Annotated in this window: 21 protein-coding genes; 13 read left to right on the top strand and 8 right to left on the bottom strand. The window is 70.7% G+C overall.

Annotated elements, in window-relative coordinates:
- Positions 1 to 79 precede the first annotated feature (79 nt).
- On the bottom strand, positions 80 to 1,180 hold the full coding sequence (locus ADK67_RS08620; RefSeq protein WP_053715864.1) for an ABC transporter ATP-binding protein: 1,101 nt from the start codon (positions 1,178 to 1,180) through the stop codon (positions 80 to 82).
- Between the two features lie 257 nt (positions 1,181 to 1,437).
- Here ADK67_RS08620 and ADK67_RS08615 point away from each other — a divergent pair, with 257 nt between their 5' ends.
- Positions 1,438 to 1,713: a hypothetical protein gene (locus ADK67_RS08615; protein ID WP_053715863.1), complete on the top strand. Its 276-nt coding sequence runs from the start codon at positions 1,438 to 1,440 to the stop codon at positions 1,711 to 1,713.
- Positions 1,706 to 2,110, top strand: coding sequence for a PIN domain-containing protein (locus tag ADK67_RS08610; RefSeq protein ID WP_231648075.1), 405 nt, complete (start codon positions 1,706 to 1,708; stop codon positions 2,108 to 2,110). Before ADK67_RS08615 ends, ADK67_RS08610 begins: the two co-directional genes overlap by 8 nt.
- 43 nt (positions 2,111 to 2,153) lie before the next feature.
- On the opposite strand, the gene ADK67_RS08605 is transcribed toward ADK67_RS08610, so the two are convergent.
- From ADK67_RS08605 to ADK67_RS08595, 3 genes are all read right to left on the bottom strand, one after another.
- Positions 2,154 to 3,047 (bottom strand): sugar ABC transporter permease, encoded by an 894-nt coding sequence (locus tag ADK67_RS08605; protein ID WP_053715862.1) that lies wholly within the window; start codon positions 3,045 to 3,047, stop codon positions 2,154 to 2,156.
- Positions 3,047 to 3,928 carry a carbohydrate ABC transporter permease gene (locus ADK67_RS08600; RefSeq protein WP_053715913.1) on the bottom strand — a complete coding sequence of 294 codons (882 nt, stop codon included), beginning with the start codon at positions 3,926 to 3,928 and terminating at the stop codon, positions 3,047 to 3,049. The genes ADK67_RS08605 and ADK67_RS08600 overlap by 1 nt, the downstream gene beginning before the upstream one ends.
- 103 nt (positions 3,929 to 4,031) lie before the next feature.
- Positions 4,032 to 5,288: an extracellular solute-binding protein gene (locus ADK67_RS08595; protein ID WP_053715861.1), complete on the bottom strand. Its 1,257-nt coding sequence runs from the start codon at positions 5,286 to 5,288 to the stop codon at positions 4,032 to 4,034.
- 226 nt (positions 5,289 to 5,514) lie between these two features.
- On the opposite strand from ADK67_RS08595, the gene ADK67_RS08590 reads away from it, so the two are divergent.
- The 3 genes from ADK67_RS08590 to ADK67_RS08580 all read left to right on the top strand — a co-directional run bounded on the left by ADK67_RS08590 (position 5,515) and on the right by ADK67_RS08580 (position 8,917).
- On the top strand, positions 5,515 to 6,564 hold the full coding sequence (locus ADK67_RS08590) for a LacI family DNA-binding transcriptional regulator (protein ID WP_053715860.1): 1,050 nt from the start codon (positions 5,515 to 5,517) through the stop codon (positions 6,562 to 6,564).
- 107 nt (positions 6,565 to 6,671) lie between these two features.
- Entirely contained in the window at positions 6,672 to 7,775 is a 1,104-nt protein-coding gene (locus tag ADK67_RS08585) for a LacI family DNA-binding transcriptional regulator (protein ID WP_082403313.1), read from the top strand.
- A 239-nt stretch (positions 7,776 to 8,014) separates the two neighbouring features.
- Complete coding sequence (locus tag ADK67_RS08580) at positions 8,015 to 8,917, top strand: aminoglycoside phosphotransferase family protein (protein ID WP_053715858.1); 903 nt, start codon at positions 8,015 to 8,017, stop codon at positions 8,915 to 8,917.
- A gap of 3 nt (positions 8,918 to 8,920) precedes the next feature.
- Here ADK67_RS08580 and ADK67_RS08575 read toward each other — a convergent pair whose 3' ends face one another.
- Positions 8,921 to 9,571 (bottom strand): hypothetical protein, encoded by a 651-nt coding sequence (locus ADK67_RS08575; protein WP_053715857.1) that lies wholly within the window; start codon positions 9,569 to 9,571, stop codon positions 8,921 to 8,923.
- Between the two features lie 139 nt (positions 9,572 to 9,710).
- Here ADK67_RS08575 and ADK67_RS08570 point away from each other — a divergent pair, with 139 nt between their 5' ends.
- Genes ADK67_RS08570 through ADK67_RS08560 form a run of 3 tightly spaced genes read left to right on the top strand, consistent with a single transcriptional unit; the run spans position 9,711 to position 11,616 of the window.
- Positions 9,711 to 10,202, top strand: a complete 492-nt coding sequence (locus tag ADK67_RS08570; protein WP_053715856.1) for a beta-class carbonic anhydrase — start codon at positions 9,711 to 9,713, stop codon at positions 10,200 to 10,202.
- Between the two features lie 38 nt (positions 10,203 to 10,240).
- A complete protein-coding gene (locus ADK67_RS08565) occupies positions 10,241 to 11,116 on the top strand; it encodes an A/G-specific adenine glycosylase (protein ID WP_053715855.1) in 876 nt (291 codons plus the stop codon).
- A 2-nt stretch (positions 11,117 to 11,118) separates the two neighbouring features.
- Positions 11,119 to 11,616 (top strand): 2'-5' RNA ligase family protein, encoded by a 498-nt coding sequence (locus tag ADK67_RS08560; protein WP_053715854.1) that lies wholly within the window; start codon positions 11,119 to 11,121, stop codon positions 11,614 to 11,616.
- On the opposite strand, the gene ADK67_RS08555 is transcribed toward ADK67_RS08560, so the two are convergent.
- Positions 11,565 to 12,311 carry an alpha/beta fold hydrolase gene (locus ADK67_RS08555; RefSeq protein ID WP_053715853.1) on the bottom strand — a complete coding sequence of 249 codons (747 nt, stop codon included), beginning with the start codon at positions 12,309 to 12,311 and terminating at the stop codon, positions 11,565 to 11,567. The genes ADK67_RS08560 and ADK67_RS08555 overlap by 52 nt on opposite strands.
- Before the next feature lie 17 nt (positions 12,312 to 12,328).
- Between ADK67_RS08555 and ADK67_RS08550 the strand changes: the two genes are divergently transcribed.
- From ADK67_RS08550 to ADK67_RS08535, 4 genes are read left to right on the top strand one after another with little or no spacing between them, the layout of a single operon-like run.
- Positions 12,329 to 13,816 (top strand): M1 family metallopeptidase, encoded by a 1,488-nt coding sequence (locus tag ADK67_RS08550; RefSeq protein ID WP_053715852.1) that lies wholly within the window; start codon positions 12,329 to 12,331, stop codon positions 13,814 to 13,816.
- 39 nt (positions 13,817 to 13,855) lie between these two features.
- Positions 13,856 to 14,467 (top strand): CGNR zinc finger domain-containing protein, encoded by a 612-nt coding sequence (locus tag ADK67_RS08545; RefSeq protein ID WP_053715851.1) that lies wholly within the window; start codon positions 13,856 to 13,858, stop codon positions 14,465 to 14,467.
- A 9-nt stretch (positions 14,468 to 14,476) separates the two neighbouring features.
- Positions 14,477 to 14,785: an antibiotic biosynthesis monooxygenase family protein gene (locus ADK67_RS08540; protein WP_053715850.1), complete on the top strand. Its 309-nt coding sequence runs from the start codon at positions 14,477 to 14,479 to the stop codon at positions 14,783 to 14,785.
- A gap of 10 nt (positions 14,786 to 14,795) precedes the next feature.
- Positions 14,796 to 15,593, top strand: coding sequence for an SIR2 family NAD-dependent protein deacylase (locus ADK67_RS08535; protein WP_053715849.1), 798 nt, complete (start codon positions 14,796 to 14,798; stop codon positions 15,591 to 15,593).
- On the opposite strand, the gene ADK67_RS08530 is transcribed toward ADK67_RS08535, so the two are convergent.
- The gene (locus ADK67_RS08530) at positions 15,565 to 16,539 is read right to left on the bottom strand and encodes an endonuclease/exonuclease/phosphatase family protein (protein ID WP_053715848.1); all 975 of its coding nucleotides are present in this window, start codon (positions 16,537 to 16,539) and stop codon (positions 15,565 to 15,567) included. The two genes, ADK67_RS08535 and ADK67_RS08530, sit on opposite strands and share 29 nt — an antisense overlap.
- 18 nt (positions 16,540 to 16,557) lie before the next feature.
- Here ADK67_RS08530 and pcp point away from each other — a divergent pair, with 18 nt between their 5' ends.
- Positions 16,558 to 17,190 (top strand): pyroglutamyl-peptidase I, encoded by a 633-nt coding sequence (pcp, locus tag ADK67_RS08525; RefSeq protein ID WP_053715847.1) that lies wholly within the window; start codon positions 16,558 to 16,560, stop codon positions 17,188 to 17,190.
- A gap of 66 nt (positions 17,191 to 17,256) precedes the next feature.
- Here pcp and ADK67_RS08520 read toward each other — a convergent pair whose 3' ends face one another.
- Complete coding sequence (locus ADK67_RS08520; RefSeq protein ID WP_053715846.1) at positions 17,257 to 19,815, bottom strand: ATP-dependent Clp protease ATP-binding subunit; 2,559 nt, start codon at positions 19,813 to 19,815, stop codon at positions 17,257 to 17,259.
- Positions 19,816 to 19,987 lie beyond the last annotated feature (172 nt).

The following is a 19,987-nucleotide window of genomic DNA, read 5'->3' as shown; positions in this document are numbered from 1 at the left end:
GCACACCACAGGGGCCACCTCCGTGGGAACGGGAGGTGGCCCCTGTGGCTGGGAGATCGCCGAGATTCGTCGAGATTCGTCAGTCGGTCAGGCGGTGGCCGGACTCCGGGTGGAACAGGTGGACCTCGCTCGCGTCGCGCACGGCGACCTTCACGGTCTGGCCCAGGGTGGGCGGCGTGCGGCCGTCGACGCGGACCACGAACCGCTCGGGCACGTCGCCGATGCGGACCGAGCCGTGCATGAGCGCGTCCGCGCCCAGCTCCTCGACCAGCTCGACGGTCATGTCCATGCCCTGCTCCGATGAGCTGACCAGGGCCAGCGACTCGGGCCGGATGCCGAACGTGACCTCGGACAGGCCCTCGCCCGCCGCCTTGTCCAGCGCGCGGCGCTCCAGCGGCACCACGATGCCGTCGAGCTTCGCGCCCTCCGACGTCAGCGGCACGGTCTTGAGGTTCATCGCGGGCGAGCCCATGAAGCCGGCGACGAACGCGTTGGCCGGCTTGTCGTACAGCGCGCGCGGGGTGTCGCACTGCTGGAGCAGGCCGTCCTTGAGCACGGCGACCCGGTGGCCCATGGTCATGGCCTCGACCTGGTCGTGCGTGACGTAGATCGTGGTGGTGTCCAGGCGCGCCTGGAGGGCGGCGATGTTCGCGCGGGTCTCCACGCGCAGCTTCGCGTCCAGGTTGGACAGCGGCTCGTCCATGAGGAACACGGAGGGCTCGCGGACGATCGCGCGGCCCATCGCGACACGCTGCCGCTGACCACCGGACAGCGCCTTCGGCTTGCGCTCGAGGTACTTCTCGAGGTCGAGCATCTTGGCCGCTTCCAAGACCTTCTGCTTGATGTCGGCCTTGTTGACGCCGCGCAGCTTGAGCGCGAAGCCCATGTTCTCCGCGACCGTCATGTGCGGGTACAGCGCGTAGGACTGGAACACCATCGCGATGTCACGGCCCTTGGGCGGAACGTTGGTGACGTCCTTGCCGCCGATGTGGATGGCGCCCTCGTCGATGTCCTCCAGACCCGCGAGCATCCGCAACGCGGTGGACTTGCCGGAGCCGGACGGACCGACCAGAACCAGGAACTCGCCGTCGGTGACGTCCAACGACAGCTCGTCGACCGCGCGGACCGGCGGGTTGCCGGAGAAGATCCGCGAAGCCTTGACGTAGGCGACCTCAGCCATGCCACGCACCTTTCACTACCCAAGCTTTGCCGCAACGCTAGGGATTGCAAGCGCTTACGGGAACGGGTGAATTGGTCTAATTCCGGATCGGTTCAGGACCTGGACGAGCCGGATCCGGGTCTCGACGGGCCCGGCCCGGCCCTGCGGTCTGCCGGTCCCGTGGGGCGGCGGTCACCCGATCGAGGCCCACCGACCAGGCCTTTGACCAGCGGTCTTACTGCTGGCGCGCCGTGCTCCGGCTCCCTAACCTCACCGTCATGAAGGTCATCAGCGAACAAGCTTTCTGCGACAACCCGAGCGAGGTGTTCGAAGCCGTCGAGGCGGGCGAGACGTACAGGGTCACTCGTGAGGACGGGGAGGTTCTCGAGCTGCGCCTGCCACCTCCGCGGCAGAGTTTGACCACCGCCGAGGTGATCGAGCTGGTGAAGGACCTGCCGCCGGTGGACTACGCGAAGATGCGGGCGGACATCGACGAGTTCTTCGGCAACGAGGACCGCATCGGCGACGACCCGTGGGAACGCCGCCGTGGGTGAGCTTCGGCCGACCGGGGTGCTCGACACCAATGTCTTCATCGACCTGGCGGAGCTGAACGAGTTCGCCCTCCCGGAGGTATCCGCACTGACCACCATCACCTTGGCCGAACTGCAACACGGCGTTGCGGCGGCGAAGGACCCGACCACCCACGACATGCGGAACAAGCGGCTGGGTGCGGCGATCGTGGGCTACGCCCCGCTGCCCTTCGACCGTCAGGCGTCCACCCGATACGGCAGCCTCATCAGGCTGACGATCGCGGCCAATCGCGACCCTCGATCGCGCAAGCTGGACCTGATGATCGCGGCCATCGCCTCGTGCCACGACCTGCCGCTCTACACCCGCAACCCGAAGGACTTCGTGGGCTTGGAGCAGTTGGTCGAGGTCATCGAGGTCTGACCGGAAGGGCCTCCGAGACGAGACGGAGGCCCTCCGGCGGCAGTCAGCCCTTCACGGCACCCGACGACAGGCCGGTCACCAGGAACTTCTGCACCAGGTAGAACACGACGATCGCGGGGATCGCGACCAGGATCGAGGCCGCCGCCAGGTGGCCCCACTCGGTCCGGTTCTGCTGGACGAACACCTGCAGGCCCACGGCCAGCGTCTTCGACTCGTCCGCCGCCGACAGGAACGCCGACGCGAACGCCACCTCGCCCCACGCCGTCAGGAACGCGTAGAACGCCGTCACGGCCAGCCCCGGCCGGGCCAGGGGCAGCACCAGCCGCCAGAACACGCCGAACGGCGACAGGCCGTCCACCCGCCCCGCCTCGTCGATGTCGGTCGGGATGGTGTCGAAGTAGCCCTTCAGCATGTACGTGCAGAACGGCACGGCGGTCGTGCAGTACACCAGCACGAGACCCAGCGACGTGCCCTGCAGCCCGAGTTCCAGCAGGATGTTGTACAGCGGCACGATCAGCACCGCGAACGGGAACATCTGCACGACCAGGAACGACAGCATCAGCGACCGCTTGCCCGGGAACCGGAACCGCGACGCCGCGTACCCCGTGGTCGCGGACAGGAACACCGCCACCACCGTGGTCATCAGCGCGATCAGCACCGAGTTGCCGAACCAGGCCAGGAAGTCGCCCTTCTCGCCGGCCAGGATCCGCCCGTAGTTGGCCAGGCTGGAGTCGTTGACCAGCTTCGGCGTGGTCTCCACGGCCTTGGCGTCCGGCTTGAACGACGTCACCAGCACCCAGAACACCGGGAACACCGCGATCAGCGACGCCACGACCAGCGCGCCGTGCAGACCCACGCTGGCCAGCGGCGACCGCTGCGTGCGCTTGAGCGCCCGGACCGGCTGGACCACTCGAACGGAAGCGGCTTCGACCGTCATCACCACACCTCGCCTTGCTTGCGCAGCGCGCGCCGGTACACGCCCGCGAACACGAGCAGCACGGACAGGATCAGCACGCCGTAGGTCGACGCCACCGCGAAGTCGCGGGACGCGCCGGAGAAGAACCGCTCGAACGCGTAGGTCACCAGGATCCGGGTGTTCGGGTTCGGCCCGGTGATCAGGTAGATGATCGCGAACATGTTGAACGTCCAGATGATGCCCAGCAGCACCACCGTGCTGGACACCGACCGCAGGCCGGGCAGCGTCACGTTGCGGAACCGCTGCCACGGCGTCGCGCCGTCCACCTCGGCCGCCTCGTAGAGGTCGCCGGGGATCGACTGGAGCCCGCCGAGCAGCGCCACCATCATGAACGGCACGCCGAGCCACACGTTCACGATGATCACCGCGACGAGCGCCCAGTCCGACTGGCCGAGCCACACCGGCGGGTCGTCCAGGCCGAGGAAGCGCAGGCCCTGGTTGATGATCCCGTACTGCGCGTTGAACATGTACTTCCACGCGAACGCGCTGATGAACGCGGGCACGGCCCACGGCAGGATCAGCAGCACCCGGTACACCGCCCGGCCGCGCACCTGCCGGTTGAGCAGCAGCGCGAGACCGAGGCCGATCGTGTAGTGGAAGAACACGCAGGCGAGCGTCCAGATCAGCGTGCGCACCAGCGTGGACCAGAACGCGCCGTAGCTGGCGTCGCCGGACAGGACGTTCAGGTAGTTGTCGAGGCCAACGGAGACGTAGGTCGCCGGCCGGTCGAGGATCGGGTTGGCGATGTTGCCTTCGTTGATGTCGGTGAAGGTGAAGAACACGCCCTGGGCGAGCGGGAACAGCACCAGCACCGCGATGACCACCACGACCGGCAGCACCATCGCGTACGCGTACCAGTGCCGGTCCAGGAACCTGCGCACCGAAGTCTCCCTTCGCTCCTCGCGGCGCCCGGCCCACGATCGGGCCGGGCGTCACGAGGGATGGTCAGCCGACGGTGTACTCGGGGACGACGGTGTCCTTGTAGGTCTTGGCGACCTCGTCCAGCGCCGTCTTGGCGTCCTTCTTGCCCGCCAGCACGTCGGCGTAGGCGATCTTCAGCGGGTCGAACAGCTGGCCGCCCTCGGGGATCCAGGCGCGCGGGTGGGCGGCGGTGACGACCGGCTCGAACGCGGACACGACCGCGTTGGCCTTCACGTCGGCGTTCTCGTAGGCCGACTTGCGGGTGGGCAGCACGCCCAGTTCCTTGGCGATGCGCACCTGCGACTCGGTGCTCGCCATGCAGGCGATGAACTTGACCGACGAGTCCTTGGCCTTGGTGCCCTGGCGGATCACGTAGTCGTGGCCGCCGACCGGCGCGGAGCCCTTGCCCGCGGTGGCGCCGGGGACGGGCGCGATGCCCAGGTTGGCGGCGTCGCTGAACGCGGCGCCCTTGAGGTAGTCGGCGACCGACCACGGGCCGTTGATCACCATGGCGACCTCGCCGGTGGTGAACGCGGCCTGCATGTTGTTGTACGAGTTGGTCGGGTCCAGCGCGGTGGACGCGGCCTTGGCGTCCAGCAGGCCCTTGGCGGTCTCCAGCGCCTTCACGTTGTCCGCGGAGTTGACCACGATCTTCTTCGCGCCGGCGTCGACCAGGTCGCCGCCCTCGCCGTAGATGAACGGCAGCGCGTAGTACGCGTCGTTGTTGATGAAGATCGTCTTCTCGCCGCCGAGCTTGGCCGCGGCGGCCTTCACGTCGTCCCACGTCTTCGGCGGCTCGACACCGGCGTCGGCCAGCAGCTTCTTGTTGTAGAACAGCGCCAGCGAGTCGGTGACCTGGGGGACGCCGTAGGTCTTGCCGTCGTACTTGGTGGAGCCGAGCGGCGTCTCCAGGAAGTCGGACGTGTCGCTCGCCAGCTCGGTGCCGGCCAGGTCGACGACGTAGCCGAGCTTGGCCAGCTGCGACACCCACGCGACCTCGGCGCGGAACACGTCCGGGCCCTGACCGCCCTGGGCGGCGGTGCGGTAGTTGTTCAGGGCCGCGTCGAACGGCACGGTCTCGGTCTTGACCTTGTAGCCGCCCTTGGTCGCGCACTCCTGCGCGATCGCGGCGAACACCGGGCCTTCGTTGGGGCCGCTGGTGTCCCAGAAAGTGATCTCACCGGAGTCGCCGGACGCCGATCCGCCGTCGCCACCACCGCACGCGGTGAGGACGAGGGCGGAGACGGCCGCCACTGCGGTCACGAGGGTGGTACGTCGCATCGTTGCTGTCGTCCCTCCTGCGGGCCTCCACCGTGATGAAGGCTCTTGCAAGAACTTGCGAAATTGTTGACGCGGATTTCATCCCGCCGACCAGGGCCGGGTCAAGGGTCTTGACGTAACCAAGCCGTAACGGCCCCGCGTGGCCGGAGGAAACCAAGGTGGGCGTTGCAAAAATTTGCCGCTGACGGCAGGCTGCACCTCACCCACAAGTCTGCGAGGAGGCACGGTGTCCGGTCTGTCCGAGATCGCCAGGGCAGCCGGGGTGAGCATCTCCACGGTCAGCCGGGTGCTCAACCGCCGGGCGGGCGTGAACGACGAGACGCGCCAGCGCGTGCTCGCGGTGCTTGCGGAAATGCCTTACACGCCGCGCGGGCTCGGCGCGCTGCAGCGGACCGGTGTGATCGGGCTGCTCGTGCCCGAGCTGTCGAACCCGGTGTTCCCGGCGTTCGCCGAGGCGTTGGAGGTGCGGGCCGCGCGGCTGGGCTACTCGTCGCTGCTGTGCAACACGCGGGCCACCGGCGCGGGCGCGATGGGCGAGGAGGAGTACGTGCGGATGCTCCTCGCGCGCGGCGTCGAGGGCATGGTGTTCGTGTCGCCGGAGATCACCAACGTCGAGGTGCCGCTCGGCCAGGCGCCGCGGCCGTCGTACTACGCGAAGCTGCTGGCCGACGGCGTGCACATGGTGTTCCTCAACGGGGCCACGCCGTCGCTGGACGTGCCGGACGTGACCGTGGACGAGCAGCACGCGGGATATGCCGCGACCAGGCACCTGGTGGAGTTGGGGCACCGGCGGATCGGGTTCGTGTCGGGGCCGGCGCGGGCGTTGCCGTCGCGGCTCAAGCGGGCCGGGTGGGCGGCGGCGCTGGAGGAGGACGGGCTGCCGGCGACGTCCGACTTCGTGGCGCACGCGCCGTTCGGGCCCGAGGGCGGGGCGGAGGCGGTGTCGACGCTGCTGGACACCGTGCGGCCGACGGCGGTGATCTGCTCGTCCGACCACATGGCGATCGGCGTGCTGCGGGAGGCGCACCGGCGCGGGCTGACCGTGCCGCGGGACCTGTCCGTGGTGGGGTTCGACGACATCCCGCTGGCGTCGTACTGCTCGCCGTCGTTGACCACGCTGGCGCAGCCGATCGAGGAGATGGCGTCGGCGGCCGTGGACGAGTTGGTGCACCGGCTCGACCCGGATCGGCGACGGCGTCCGGCGGGCAATTACACGCGTGTTTTCCGACCGCGGTTGGTGGTGCGCGAGTCGTCCGCCGCACCCCTATTGGTTTAGACCATTGTACCCTGAGGTAACCACACCTCATCTGCACTGATGGCAATTTTGAGGGACGCCGGTCACCCCCACTTCTGCAAATGGTTCTGAACCGTTACGGTCACTTCATGGCGCGGTCGATGCATGTGCGACGCCCCGCGACGCTCGCCTCACTGGCGGCGGAGCTGGGTGTTTCCCGGACAACGGTGTCCAACGCGTACAACCGTCCCGACCAGCTCTCGCCAGAGCTGCGACGCCGGGTGTTGGAGACAGCTAGACGACTCGGGTACCCGGGGCCCGACCCGGTTGCCCGTTCACTGCGGACCAGGAAGGCCGGTGCGGTGGGCCTGCTGCTCACCGAGAACCTGTCCTACGCGTTCCGCGACCCGGCGGCGATCGGGTTCCTTGAGGGTTTGGCGCTCGCGTGCGAGGACGCCGGGACCGGGCTGCTGCTCGTGCCGGCGAACCCCGAGCGCGAGGACGTGGCGGCCGTGCACCGGGCAGGGGTGGACGGTTTCGTGGTGTATTCGGTGCCCGACGACGACCCGCACCTGGCGGCGGTGTTGGAGCGGCCGGTGCCGACGGTGGTGTGCGACCAGCCCGATCTCGGCAACGTCGACCGCGTCGGCATCGACGACCAGGCGGCCATGCACGCGTTGGCGCAGCACCTGATCTCGTTGGGGCACCGGCGGGTCGGCGTGGTGTGCATGCGGCTGGCCCGTGACCGCAACGACGACTTCGTGACGCCGGACCGGCAGCAGGCGGCGCACTTCCACGTGCAGCGGGCCCGGTTGGCCGGGTTGGCGCAGGCGTTCGCGTCGGTCGGCGTGGACTGGGAGACCGTGCCGGTGGCGGAGCGGTTCGACCACACCATGGCGTCCGGCGCGTCGGCGGCGGCCCAGGTGCTGGAGCGCGACCCGCAGATCACCGCGTTGATCTGCACGTCGGACATACTGGCTCTCGGCGCCATGGCGGAGGTTCAGCGGCGCGGCCTGCGCGTGCCGGTCGACATCACCGTCACCGGCTTCGACGGGATCCGCGAGGCGGAGCAGGCCGGTCTGACGACGGTCCGCCAGCCGGTCCTGGAGAAGGGCCGCGCGGCGGGCAAGCTGCTCCTCGACTCGGCCGAGCGCACCCGCCCCCGAGCCGTCACCCTGTCCACCGAACTGATCCACGGCACCACCGCCGCCCCACCGCGCGGGACGGCGGAGGAACGCTGGTTCGGCCCGTGACCCCGGCTCCGCGCTGACCCCTCACCCGCCCGTCCCCACTTACCGCTTTCCCACGCTTCGCAGGGGTCCTCGCCCAAGGGGACCCCTGCTTTTATTTTGCCGGCGACCACCGACAATTCCGGCTCACCCGCCGCCACGGCCGCCGTTCACGACCGTCTCAACGTGCACGACCGTCTCGCTGTCCACATCGGCTCGACGTGCACGATCAGCTCGACGTGCACGAACATCGGGGGTTCCGCATGGTCGTCGTTCCGCCCGGGTTCGCGGAGGCCACGATCCGGCGTGAAGGCGAGCCCGGCAGGCGGTGGGTCGAGTCGTTGCCCGCGCTGGCCGCCGAGTTCCTCGAACGCTGGTCCTGCACGCCGTCCGGGCCGCTCATGCACGGTGCCGTCGGCGTGGTCATCCCCGCCGTGCGGGTGGACGGTGCGGAAGTGGTGGTGAAGTTGGGGTTCCCGCTCTCGTACAACACGGCGGAGCCGGTGGCACTGGCGGCGTGGAACGGCAACGGCGCGGTGCGCTTGTTGGCACGGGACGACAGCCGGTTCGCCCTGCTGCTGGAACGGTTGCGCCCCTTGAGGAAACCCGAACCGGCACCGTTCACCGCGGTGGGCAGGCTCGTGCGGCGGCTCGCCGTCCCCGCGCCGCCCGGCGTGCCCTCGCTGGCCGAGAAGGCGCTCGGCTGGGCGGCGGACGTGCCTCCGCACGCCGCCCAGCTGGGCTCGCCGCTGCCCGCACGGGTGGTCGACGCGGCGGTCGCCAACGCACGCGACCTGGCCGTCGACCAGCCGGCCGTCCTGCTGCACGGCGACCTGCACTTCGGCAACATCCTGCGCGACGACACAGGGCAACGTCACGACGCAGGACTGCGCGCCGTCGACCCGACCGCGCTGGTGGGAGACCCGGCCTTCGAACTGCTGCCCCTGCTGCGCGGCGACTGGCCCGCGGTCACGGCCGAACCGGACTTGCGCCGGGCGGTGGACCGGCGGATCGCGGAGTTCGCCGAGGCGGCGGAGGTCGATCGGGCACGGGTCCGCCGGTGGGCGCAGGCCAGGGCCGCCGAGTCCGCCCTGTGGTCACGGCGGCTGCGCGAGCCCGCACCGGTCACCGCGGTGGTCGACGCGCTGGCCGCGCTGCTGGTCTGAGCCTCACGTCACCCGGAAGATCACCGGGTTGCCGGCCTTGCCCGCCACCAGCGCGGTGAGCAGGTAGTCGCCCGCGCCGAGCCGGGAGTGCTCGCGGCAGCCCGGTTCCGACGTGCCGCCCATCCACAGCAGGCCGTACGTGAACCGCTCACCCGGCTGCATCACGCGCACCTCCGACCCGTCGGTGACGAAGCAGTCGTTGCTCGACCACAGCCGCTTCGCGCCGTCCACGCTCGTCACGACCAGCTCGCGCACCTGCCGCCCGATCTCCTTCGCGCACGGCAGCGGGCCGGTGTTGGAGACCGCGATCGTGAACCGCACGGGTTGCCCGGCCGGGGTCGAGGGCTTGTCGACCTCGGCCGCCACGGCCACCTGCGCGTCCTCGCACGGCGGCGGCGGACCCGGCGGCAAGGTCGGCGGCGCGGGGGAAGCAGGAGGAGGAGTCGTGGAGGACGACGACACGACCACGGGCGTGGCGGGCGGCTCCGGCGGGCGGGACGAGGGCTGCGCGGCCACCGGCGCCGGGTCGCCGTGGCCGATCAGGGCGCCGACCAGCCAGACCGCCGACACCAGCGCGACCACCGACCCGGCGACGGCCAGCGCGCGCCGCCGCCGGTACACCGACCGCGGGTGCGGGCCTGTGGGCTCGATCACAGGGCGAAGGTAGCCGGGTCACGTGGAATTCCACCGGAAGCATCGGTCCCCCGATGAGGTGAACGTGAGGTTCGCCCGATTCGCTTGCCCGCCATGCGGGACTCGGGTTCCAATCCGAGGGAACAACGGGAGGTGTGCGATGACCGCGATCGACGAGCTGCTCCACCGCAACGCCGAATTGGGCAACATCGTTCCCGGCGACCGTTCCTCGCCGCGACCTTCGATGAACGTAGCCATCCTGACCTGCATGGACTCCCGGATCCGGGTGTTCGAGATCTTCGGCCTCAAGCAGGGTGAGGCGCACGTGCTGCGCAACGCGGGCGGTGTCGTGACCGACGACATGATCCGCTCGCTGGCGTTGAGCCAGCGCAAGCTCGGCACCCGCGAGGTGCTGCTGGTGCACCACACCAACTGCGGCCTGGAACTGGTCACCGAGGACGACTTCAAGGACGAGCTGGAGCAGGCGTCCGGCCTGCGGCCGCCGTGGTCGGTGGAGGCGTTCCGCGAGGTGAAGGACAGCGTGCGCGGCTCGGTGAACCGGGTCCGGCGCAGCGCGTTCCTCCCGCACCGCGACAACGTGCGCGGTTTCGTCTACGACGTGCACACGGGCGAGCTGACCGAAGTCGTGTGACCGGTCGGCGAACCGGTCGTGGAAGACTGTGCGGCGCTATGAGCCTGGACGCCGACCTCCTCCTCGACTGGTTCGCCGACACCGCCCGCGACCTGCCCTGGCGACGGCCGGAGTGCACGGCGTGGGGCGTGCTCGTCAGCGAGATCATGTTGCAGCAGACCCCCGTGGCGCGGGTCGAGCCGATCTGGCACGAGTGGCTGGCCCGGTGGCCCACGCCGTCGGCGATGGCGGAGGCGAGCCAGGGCGAGGTGCTGCGCGCCTGGGGCAAGCTGGGCTACCCGCGCCGCGCGCTGAGGCTGCACGCCGCCGCGCAGGCCATCGCCGAGCAGCACGACGACGTGGTCCCGGACGACGTGGACACCCTCCTGGCGCTGCCGGGCATCGGCGCGTACACGGCACGGGCGGTCGCGGCGTTCGCCTACGGGCAGCGGTGCCCGGTGGTCGACACGAACGTCCGCCGCGTCGTCGCACGGGCCGTGCACGGCGCGGGCGACGCCGGGCCGCCGTCCACCACGAAGGACATGCGGGACGTCGAAGCCCTGCTGCCCGACGAGGACGGGCCCGCCGCCGTCTACTCCGCCGCCTTGATGGAGCTGGGCGCGCTCGTCTGCACGGCCCGCGCGCCCAAGTGCGCGGACTGTCCCGTGTTCGACGCGTGCGCGTGGCAGCTCAACGGCCGCCCGGCGTACGACGGCCCGGCGAAGGCCGTGCAGAAGTTCGCGGGCACCGACCGGCAGGTGCGCGGCCTGCTGCTGGACGTGCTGCGCGGCACGGCCGAGCCGGTCGCGAAGGCGCGGCTGGACGTGGTGTGGTCGGACGCGGGCCAGCGGGACCGGTGCCTGCACTCGCTGCTCACCGACGGCCTGGTCGAGCAGACGCGCGAGGGCCTGTTCGCCCTGCCCGGGGAGCACTGACCGTGCACGCGCTGGTGGTGTTCTTCGACGCCGAGGCCGACCAGGCCGTGCGGTCCCTGTGGCGGCGGATCGGCGCGAGGTCCGAGCTGCCGCCGCACCTGACCTACGCGGCGGCGGGCACGATCGGGCCGAAGGTGCGCGCCGAGCTGCGCGAGGACCTGTCCCGGCTGTGGCTACCTGACGTCTGGCTGCACACCCTGAGCGCCACGGAGAACACCCTCCAGCTCGGCGCGGTCGTGGACGCCGAGCTGCTGGCCGTGCACTCGGCGGTGCACGACGTCCTCGCGGGCCGCGTGAAGCACCCCAACGCCCAGCACCTGCCGGGCAACTGGGTGCCCCACTGCCGGCTCGTCGACGGCGAGGACGCCGACGTGAAGACCGCGTTCGCCGAGCTGCACCCGATCACGCCGATCCGCGCCAAGACCCGCGAGATGGCGATCGTGGACACTCAGACCGGGTCGATCGACCCGCTCAGGAACGCCTCCACCGCGCCCCGGTAGACGTCCGGCGCCTGGTCGTGCACGACGTGGCCGGACTCGGGCACGACGAGGTGCGTCGCGCCGGTCCGGCGGGCCACCTCCGCCATCTGCCCGGCGCGCAGCCCGCCCATCCCGGCCTCGATCACCAGCATCGGGCAGCGGATCGCGTCCACGTAGTCCCAGTACGCCCGCTCTCCCCACTCGGAGGCGATCTCGTACAGGTCGGGCAGGTCCGCGATGAGGTGCCAGCCGTCCTCGCGCTCCTCGAACATCTCCTCTACCCGCGGCACGTCCACGACCGTCCGGACGTGCGCCAACGACTCGAACGCCGGCGGCCACGTGTCGAAGTACCACTTCCACTCGTCGGTCGTGCGGCCGCGGTTGTCCGGCACGACGTCCTCGGCCACGACCGCGCGCACCAGGTCGGGCCGGGTCGCGGCGAGCGCCCACGCGTGCAGCCCGCCCATCGAGTGCCCGATCACCACGGCGGGCGCCAGGTCGTGCCGCTCGATCGCCTCGACCGCGTCGGCGACGAAGTCCTCGGTCCGGTACGGGCCCCGCACGGGGTTGCGGCCGTGCCCGCGCGCGTCCGGCGCCACCACGCGCCCGTACCGCTTGAGCCACTGCGCCACCGTCCACCACGTGCTCGCCCGGCTCATCAGGCCGTGGAGCAGCAGGATGCCCTGCCCCGATCCCCCGAACTCCGCAACGCTCATGCGTGCATCATGTCGGCATGGCCATGAGTCCCAAGGCGCGCCCGTACCTGATCGTCGTCATCGTGGTGCTGGTGGTGGCCGGGATCGTGGTGGCCAGGCTGCCGAAGGACGAACCGACCGCGACGTCGGCCTCGACGCCGCCGTCGACGTCGTCCTCGACCAGCCCTCCGGTGATCAACGCCGAGGGTGGGGACGGCGCGGGCGACGCCTACTACCCGCGGGACGGCAACACCGGCTACGACGTCAGCGCGTACGACGTGTCGGTCGCGTACGACCCGGCGACGAAGCGGCTGGACGGGGTCGCGAAGATCACCGCCAAGGCGACCACCGACCTGTCCCGGTTCAACCTCGACCTGTACGCGCTGAAGGTCACCGGCGTGGACGTGCGCGACCAGGCGGCCGAGTACCGCCAGGAGGGCGACCACGAGCTGGTCGTCACGCCGGGGTCGCCGCTGGCGAACGGCGAGGAGTTCACCACCACCGTCCGGTACGGCGGCGAGCCGACCCTGTTCGAGGACCGCGCGCTGGGCCGCAGCGGCTGGCAGGTCTCGTCGTCCGGCGGCGCGTTCGCGGCGGGCGAGCCGCACTCGGCGACCACCTGGTTCCCGGCCAACGACACCCCGCGCGACAAGGCGTCGTTCGCGTTGACCGCACGCGTGCCGGACGGCTGGTCGGTGATCTCCAACGGCGTCGAGGGCGGCTCGACCAGCGCGGACGGCTGGACGTCGTTCCGCTGGGTCGCCGAGCAGCCGATGGCCACCTACCTGACCACGATCGCGATCGACAAGTGGACCGTCGAGCGGTCCACGCTGCCCGACGGCACGCCCGTGGTGGACGCCTACGCGCCGGGCGCGGAGAACGGCAGGCAGCACCAGGAGCGGCTGCCGGAGGTGCTCGCGTTCCTGGCGGAGAAGTTCGGGCCTTACCCGTTCGAGTCGGCGGGCGGGATCTTCCTGGCCGACAACATCGGCTTCTCGCTGGAGACCCAGACCCGGCCGATCTACGCGGGCTGGGCCGACCTCGACACGGTGGTGCACGAGAACGCGCACCAGTGGTTCGGCGACTCGGTGAGCCTGGAGAACTGGGCCGACATCTGCCTGAACGAGTGCTTCGCCTCCTACGCCCAGTGGCTGTGGGCGGAGGCCAAGGAGGGCGTCGACCTGGACGACCGCTACCTCGCCGAGGTCGAGCGGGTCGCCGACCGCGAGACGTACTGGGGCCGCAAGCTCTACGACATGGGCCGGGGCAACGAGTTCCGGGGCGTCTACGACAAGGGCCAGCTCGCGCTGCACGCGTTGCGCCGCCAGATCGGCGACCCGGCGTTCGACCGCGTGCTCAAGGACTGGACGACCGCGAACCGGGACGGCAACGCGTCGTGGCCGGAGTTCGAGGCGCACGCGGAGCGGGTGTCGGGGCAGGAGCTGGACGCGTTCTTCGCCGCGTGGTTCCGGGGCGACCAGGTGCCCGCCGACGAGTTCCTCTACCCGGGTCCGCTGCGCCGGTGACTCCCCTGGCCGGTCCGTGAAACTGGCTACAGTGGTTACATGGCCACGTGGACGAGGACGCTGACCCGGCCCGACGGGCAGAGCTTCCGCTTCGACGCCGGCAGCTTCGCGATGGAACTGCTGGTCAGCGGCGGCCCCGACGAACTTCGGGTGTTCGAGGCCCTGCACGCGCCGGACGACCTGGCCGCGTGGCTGGTCGACTCGCGCCTCGCCGCCACCGCGCCGTTCACCGCGGCCGACGTGCGCGTCACCGAAGCCGAACTGGACGCGGTGAAGCGGCTGCGTGACGCGTTCTGGCACGTCGCGCGGGCGATGGTCCGGGACGCCGACCTGCCGCCCGCGAGCCTGGACGTCCTGAACGCGGCCACCGCCGAGACACCGCGGCCGGTCGTCGACCCGCGGACGCGCGCGCTCACGTGGGCCCTGCCGATCACCGGCACGCAGGTGCTCGGCGCGGCGGCCCGTGACGCGGTCGAGCTGGTCGCGCACGGCGGCGTGCGGAAGTGCTCGGCGGCCGACTGCGGCCTGCTGTTCGCGGACACGTCCCGGTCCGGCAACCGCCGCTGGTGCTCGATGGAGCGCTGCGGCAACCGGCACAAGGTGCGCGCGCACCGGGCCCGCCACGAGACGGAACCCGCCGAAGCGCAGTAACGTCGGGGCATGGCGGTTGTGAAGATCAATGCGATCCACGTGCCCGACGGCTCGGGCCCGGAGCTGGAGAAGCGGTTCGCCGCGCGACTGGGCGCGGTGGACTCCGAGCCCGGTTTCCTCGGCTTCCAGCTCCTGCGGCCGGTCAAGGGCGACGAGCGGTACTTCGTGGTCACCCAGTGGGAGACCGAGGAGGACTTCCAGAACTGGATGGGCGGCCGGGCCAAGGAGGCGCACTCGGGCGAGCGCGCCAAGCCCGTCGGCACCGGGTCGGACCTGCTGGAGTTCGAGGTCGTGCTCAGCTCCGAGGCGAAGAAGTGACCTCGAGAGGGTGAACGAGGCGCTCGACCGCGCGGCGGAGCTGATCACCTCCGCCGACGCGGTGCTCGTGTGCGCGGGCGCCGGGATGGGCGTCGACTCGGGCCTGCCCGACTTCCGCGGCGCCACCGGCTTCTGGCAGGCGTACCCGCCCTACGAGCGGCTGGGGCTGCGGTTCGAGGAGCTGGCCGACCCGGTGCACTTCGTGGCGGACCCGACGCTCGCGTGGGGCTTCTACGGGCACCGGCTCGACCTGTACCGGCGCACGGTGCCGCACGACGGGTTCCGCGTGCTGCGGGAGTGGGGCGCGCGGGTGTTCACGTCGAACGTGGACGGCCAGTTCCAGCGGGCCGGGTTCGCCGACGTCGCCGAGGTGCACGGGTCGATCCACCACCTGCAGTGCGTGGAGCCGTGCACGGACGACGTGTGGCCCGCCGAGGACGTCGTGGTGGACGTGGACCCCGAGTCGATGCGGGCGACCGGTCCGCTGCCGTCGTGCCGCAACTGCGGTGGGCTCGCGCGGCCGAACATCCTCATGTTCGGCGACTGGTCGTGGGTCGGCGGGCCGTCGCAGAAGGCGTTGGACGGGCTGGCCCAGTGGCGGCGCGCGCACCGGAACCTCGCCGTGCTGGAGCTCGGGGCGGGGGTCGCGGTGCCGACCGTGCGGCGTCAGGCGGAGTTGGCGAGCGCCGCGTCGGGCGCGTTGATCCGGATCAACCCGCGTGAGCCGGAAGTGCGGCACGGGCGCGGTGTGTCGTTGCCGATGGGCGCGCTGGCCGCGATCACCGAGCTGGCACGACGAATCGGGTGACCACGGCCCGGTGGTCCGAGCCGGGGACGTCCACCACGGCGAACGTGTCCACCGGGCACCGGTCGTCCACCAGCACGTGGTCGATGGTCACCGGCGGCGGCCACAGCGCGCCGCCGGACGGCCACGTCGGGTTCAGGCCCGCGCCCACCTGGTCGGCGGCGTCCACGTAGCCGCCGTTGAGCAGCCGGCGCAGGCCGACGTGGTCCAGGGTGGCGTTGAAGTCGCCCGCCAGCACGCGCACCGGCCCGTCCAGCTCCCGTTCCGGCAGGCCGGCCATGTCGCGCTGCCAGTTCTCCGGCCCGTCGTCGACCACCGGCGGCAGCGGGTGCACGGACAGCACCTCCAGGTCTTCGCCGGGCAGGTCGACCAGCGCGCCCGCCTGCCGCAACGTGCTCGGCGGCGTGAGCGTGCGCGGGAACACCGGGTAGCGGGACGCGATGCCGGACCCGGAGCCGCCCGGCTCGTCCAGGAAGTGCCGGTACGGCAGCACCTCGTCCAGTCCCGCGCGCTCGAAGTCGCGGACCATCGCCGGCGTCAGCTCCTGCATCGCGAGCACGTCGACGTCGTGCGCCCGCACCGCCGCCACGACCGCCTCCGCCTCGGCCTTGCCGACCAGCAGGTTCGCCGCCATCACGGTCACCTCGCGGCCCACGCCGACCGGTCGTGAGTCGGGGAACGCCCGCGGCGCGACCGCCGCCACCAGCACCACCGCGACCAGCAACGTCACCGTGCCGACCGCCCAGCGCCGCGCCAGCAGCGCCAGCCCGCCCAGCGCCACGCCCGCCGCCGTGAAGTAGGGCGTGAGGGCCGTGGTGGCGACCATGTACCGGGTGCCGTCGATGCCGAGCAGCCGGGTGAACGCGGCGAGCAGGAACGTGATGGCCGCCACTACCAGCAGGAACGTCGTCCCCTTGCGCCTGGTGCGGCGTTCCTCGATGTCGACCACGCGATCTAGTCTGCCCGAGTGGACGTTCTGCTGACGGGCTTCGAACCGTTCGGCGGCGAGGTCGCCAACCCCTCGTGGGACGCGGTCGACGCCGTGCGACCGGACGGCTACCGGCTGACCAAGCTGCGCCTGCCGTGCGTGTTCGGTGACTCGGTCACCGCCTTGCGCGACGCGCTCGCCGCCCGCCGCCCCGACCTCGTCGTGTGCGTGGGACAGGCGGGCGGACGGGCCGGTGTCACGCCGGAGCGCGTCGCGGTGAACCTCGACGACGCCCGGATCCCGGACAACGCGGGCGGCCAGCCCGTCGACGAGCCGGTGGTGCCCGGCGGGCCGGCGGCGTACTTCACCGGGCTGCCGGTGAAGGCGTGCGTGGCGGCGTTGGCGGCCGAGGGCATCCCGGCGTCGGTGTCGCACTCGGCGGGCACGTTCGTGTGCAACCACGTGTTCTACGGCCTCATGCACCTGGTGGCGACCGAGTTCCCGGGCGTGCGCGGCGGGTTCGTGCACGTGCCGTTCTCGCCGGAGCAGGCCGAGGCGGGCGGTCACCCCAGCCTGCCCGTCGCCACCACGGCGCGGGCGCTGGAGCTGATCGTCCGCACGTCGCTGACCACGTCCACCGACCTGCGCGTCACCGCGGGCACCCTGCACTGACTTCGGGCCGGAACGCGGAAACGCCCCCCGGGCGAACCCGAGAGGCGTTTCCGTTCGATCGTGCGGTCAGGCGGACTCGGAGTCCGAGTCGCCGCCCGAGTCGCCACCGGAGGCGGCCAGGTCGACCGGCGGGGCGTCCGGCACCCGCAGCGGCTTGGTCTCGCCGCGGAAGGTGAAGTGCGCCTTGTCGTCGGACTCGGACTCGCCGTCCCAGCCCTCGACGTCGGTGATGATGATCTGGCCGGGCTGGATCTCCCCGAACAGGATCTTCTCCGACAGCTGGTCCTCGATCTCCCGCTGGATCGTGCGGCGCAGCGGCCGGGCGCCCAGCACGGGGTCGAACCCGCGCTTGGCCAGCAGCCTCTTCGCGCGATCCGTGAGCTCGATCGCCATGTCCTTGTTCTTCAACTGCGTCTCGACGCGGGCGATCATCAGGTCCACCATCTTGATGATCTCGTCCTGCGTGAGCTGGTGGAAGACGATGATGTCGTCGATGCGGTTGAGGAACTCGGGCCGGAAGTGCTTCTTCAGCTCGTCGTTGACCTTGTTCTTCATGCGCTCGTAGTTGGACGCGGTGTCCTGACCCGAGGTGAAGCCGAGGCCGACGGCCTTGCTGATGTCCGACGTGCCCAGGTTGGACGTGAAGATGATGACGGTGTTCTTGAAGTCCACCGTCCGGCCCTGACCGTCGGTCAGGCGGCCGTCCTCCAACACCTGGAGCAGCGTGTTGTAGACCTCCTGGTGGGCCTTCTCGATCTCGTCGAACAGCACCACGGAGAACGGCTTGCGGCGCACCTTCTCGGTGAGCTGCCCGCCCTCTTCGTAGCCGACGTACCCGGGAGGGGCACCGAACAGGCGCGACGCCGTGTAGCGGTCGTGGAACTCGCCCATGTCGATCTGGATCAGGGCGTCGTCCTCGCCGAACAGGAAGTTCGCCAGCGCCTTCGACAGCTCGGTCTTACCCACACCGGACGGGCCGGCGAAGATGAACGAGCCCGACGGGCGCTTCGGGTCCTTCAGACCCGCCCGCGTGCGGCGGATCGCCTGGCTGACGGCCTTGACGGCGTCGACCTGGCCGATGATCCGCTTGTGCAGCTCGTCCTCCATGCGGAGCAGACGCGTGGTCTCCTCCTCGGTGAGCTTGAACACGGGGATGCCGGTCCAGTTCGCCAGCACCTCGGCGATCTGCTCGTCGTCCACCTCGGCGACGACGTCGAGGTCGCCGTCCTTCCACTGCTTCTCCCGCTCGGCCTTCTGGCCCAGCAGCGTCTTCTCCTGATCGCGGAGCTTCGCGGCGCGCTCGAAGTCCTGCGCGTCGATCGCGGACTCCTTGTCCCGGCGCACGTCGGCGATCTTCTCGTCGAACTCGCGCAGGTCCGGCGGCGCGGTCATCCGGCGGATGCGCATCCGCGCGCCCGCCTCGTCGATGAGGTCGATCGCCTTGTCCGGCAGGAACCGGTCGTTGATGTACCGGTCGGCCAGCGTGGCCGCGGCGACCAGCGCGGAGTCGGTGATCGAGACGCGGTGGTGCGCCTCGTACCGGTCCCGCAGACCCTTGAGGATCTCGATCGTGTGCTCCAGCGACGGCTCGCCGACCTGGATCGGCTGGAACCGGCGCTCCAGGGCGGGGTCCTTCTCGACGTACTTGCGGTACTCGTCGAGGGTGGTCGCGCCGATGGTCTGGAGCTCGCCGCGGGCCAGCATGGGCTTGAGGATCGAGGCCGCGTCGATCGCGCCCTCGGCCGCGCCCGCGCCGACCAGAGTGTGGATCTCGTCGATGAACAGGATGATGTCGCCGCGCGTGCGGATCTCCTTGAGCACCTTCTTCAGACGCTCTTCGAAGTCACCGCGGTAGCGCGAGCCCGCCACCAGCGAACCCAGGTCCAGCGTGTAGAGCTGCTTGTCCTTCAGCGTCTCGGGCACCTCGCCCTTGACCACCATCTGGGCCAAGCCCTCGACCACGGCGGTCTTGCCCACGCCGGGCTCGCCGATCAGGACCGGGTTGTTCTTGGTGCGGCGGGACAGCACCTGCATGACCCGCTCGATCTCCTTGGTGCGCCCGATCACCGGGTCGAGCTTGCCCTCCCGCGCGCTGGCGGTCAGGTTGCGCCCGAACTGGTCGAGGACCAGGGACGAGGACGGGGTGCCCTCACCGCGGCCGCCGGACTCGGCCGGCTCCTTGCCGCCGGAGTAGCCGGACAGGAGCTGGAGAACCTGCTGGCGCACCCGGTTGAGGTCCGCGCCCAGCTTGACCAGCACCTGCGCGGCGACGCCTTCGCCCTCGCGGATCAGGCCGAGCAGGATGTGCTCCGTGCCGATGTAGTTGTGTCCGAGCTGCAGCGCTTCGCGCAGTGACAGCTCGAGCACCTTCTTGGCGCGCGGGGTGAAGGGGATGTGGCCGGATGGGGCCTGCTGGCCCTGGCCGATGATCTCTTCGACCTGCTGGCGGACGCCCTCCAGCGCGATCCCCAACGACTCCAGCGCCTTGGCGGCGACACCTTCACCCTCGTGGATCAACCCCAGGAGGATGTGCTCGGTGCCGATGTAGTTGTGGTTGAGCATCCGGGCCTCTTCTTGGGCCAGGACAACCACCCGCCTCGCGCGGTCGGTGAACCTTTCGAACATTCGCACTCCCTGACTGCTGCGCCGGCGGTCCTCGGGCTCACCCCTGGCCGACCGTCTGGCTGACCGTTGGAGAGCGCGGCACCGTGGGACCACTGTAGTCGTCAGCCCCGACACTCTCAGTTCCCGATCGCAGGCAGCCGTCTTCGGGGATCTCTGACATCGGTATCAACGC

It is taken from the genome of Saccharothrix sp. NRRL B-16348, from assembly GCF_001280085.1.
In the GTDB taxonomy this organism is placed as follows: domain Bacteria; phylum Actinomycetota; class Actinomycetes; order Mycobacteriales; family Pseudonocardiaceae; genus Actinosynnema.
The sequence above is the reverse complement of the archived record's forward strand: the minus strand, read 5'-3'. Positions and strand labels throughout refer to the sequence as shown.

What these genes read in the sequence shown, in the direction of transcription:
- ADK67_RS08620 (WP_053715864.1), bottom strand. Translation starts at nt 1,180, where the DNA reads ATGGCTGAGGTCGCCTACGTCAAGGCTTCGCGGATCTTCTCCGGCAAC.
- ADK67_RS08615 (WP_053715863.1), top strand. Translation starts at nt 1,438, where the DNA reads ATGAAGGTCATCAGCGAACAAGCTTTCTGCGACAACCCGAGCGAGGTG.
- ADK67_RS08605 (WP_053715862.1), bottom strand. Translation starts at nt 3,047, where the DNA reads ATGACGGTCGAAGCCGCTTCCGTTCGAGTGGTCCAGCCGGTCCGGGCG.
- ADK67_RS08600 (WP_053715913.1), bottom strand. Translation starts at nt 3,928, where the DNA reads ATGGTGCTGCCGGTCGTGGTGGTCATCGCGGTGCTGGTGCTGTTCCCG.
- ADK67_RS08595 (WP_053715861.1), bottom strand. Translation starts at nt 5,288, where the DNA reads ATGCGACGTACCACCCTCGTGACCGCAGTGGCGGCCGTCTCCGCCCTC.
- ADK67_RS08585 (WP_082403313.1), top strand. Translation starts at nt 6,672, where the DNA reads ATGGCGCGGTCGATGCATGTGCGACGCCCCGCGACGCTCGCCTCACTG.
- ADK67_RS08580 (WP_053715858.1), top strand. Translation starts at nt 8,015, where the DNA reads ATGGTCGTCGTTCCGCCCGGGTTCGCGGAGGCCACGATCCGGCGTGAA.
- ADK67_RS08570 (WP_053715856.1), top strand. Translation starts at nt 9,711, where the DNA reads ATGACCGCGATCGACGAGCTGCTCCACCGCAACGCCGAATTGGGCAAC.
- ADK67_RS08565 (WP_053715855.1), top strand. Translation starts at nt 10,241, where the DNA reads ATGAGCCTGGACGCCGACCTCCTCCTCGACTGGTTCGCCGACACCGCC.
- ADK67_RS08555 (WP_053715853.1), bottom strand. Translation starts at nt 12,311, where the DNA reads ATGAGCGTTGCGGAGTTCGGGGGATCGGGGCAGGGCATCCTGCTGCTC.
- ADK67_RS08550 (WP_053715852.1), top strand. Translation starts at nt 12,329, where the DNA reads ATGGCCATGAGTCCCAAGGCGCGCCCGTACCTGATCGTCGTCATCGTG.
- ADK67_RS08545 (WP_053715851.1), top strand. Translation starts at nt 13,856, where the DNA reads ATGGCCACGTGGACGAGGACGCTGACCCGGCCCGACGGGCAGAGCTTC.
- ADK67_RS08540 (WP_053715850.1), top strand. Translation starts at nt 14,477, where the DNA reads ATGGCGGTTGTGAAGATCAATGCGATCCACGTGCCCGACGGCTCGGGC.
- ADK67_RS08520 (WP_053715846.1), bottom strand. Translation starts at nt 19,815, where the DNA reads ATGTTCGAAAGGTTCACCGACCGCGCGAGGCGGGTGGTTGTCCTGGCC.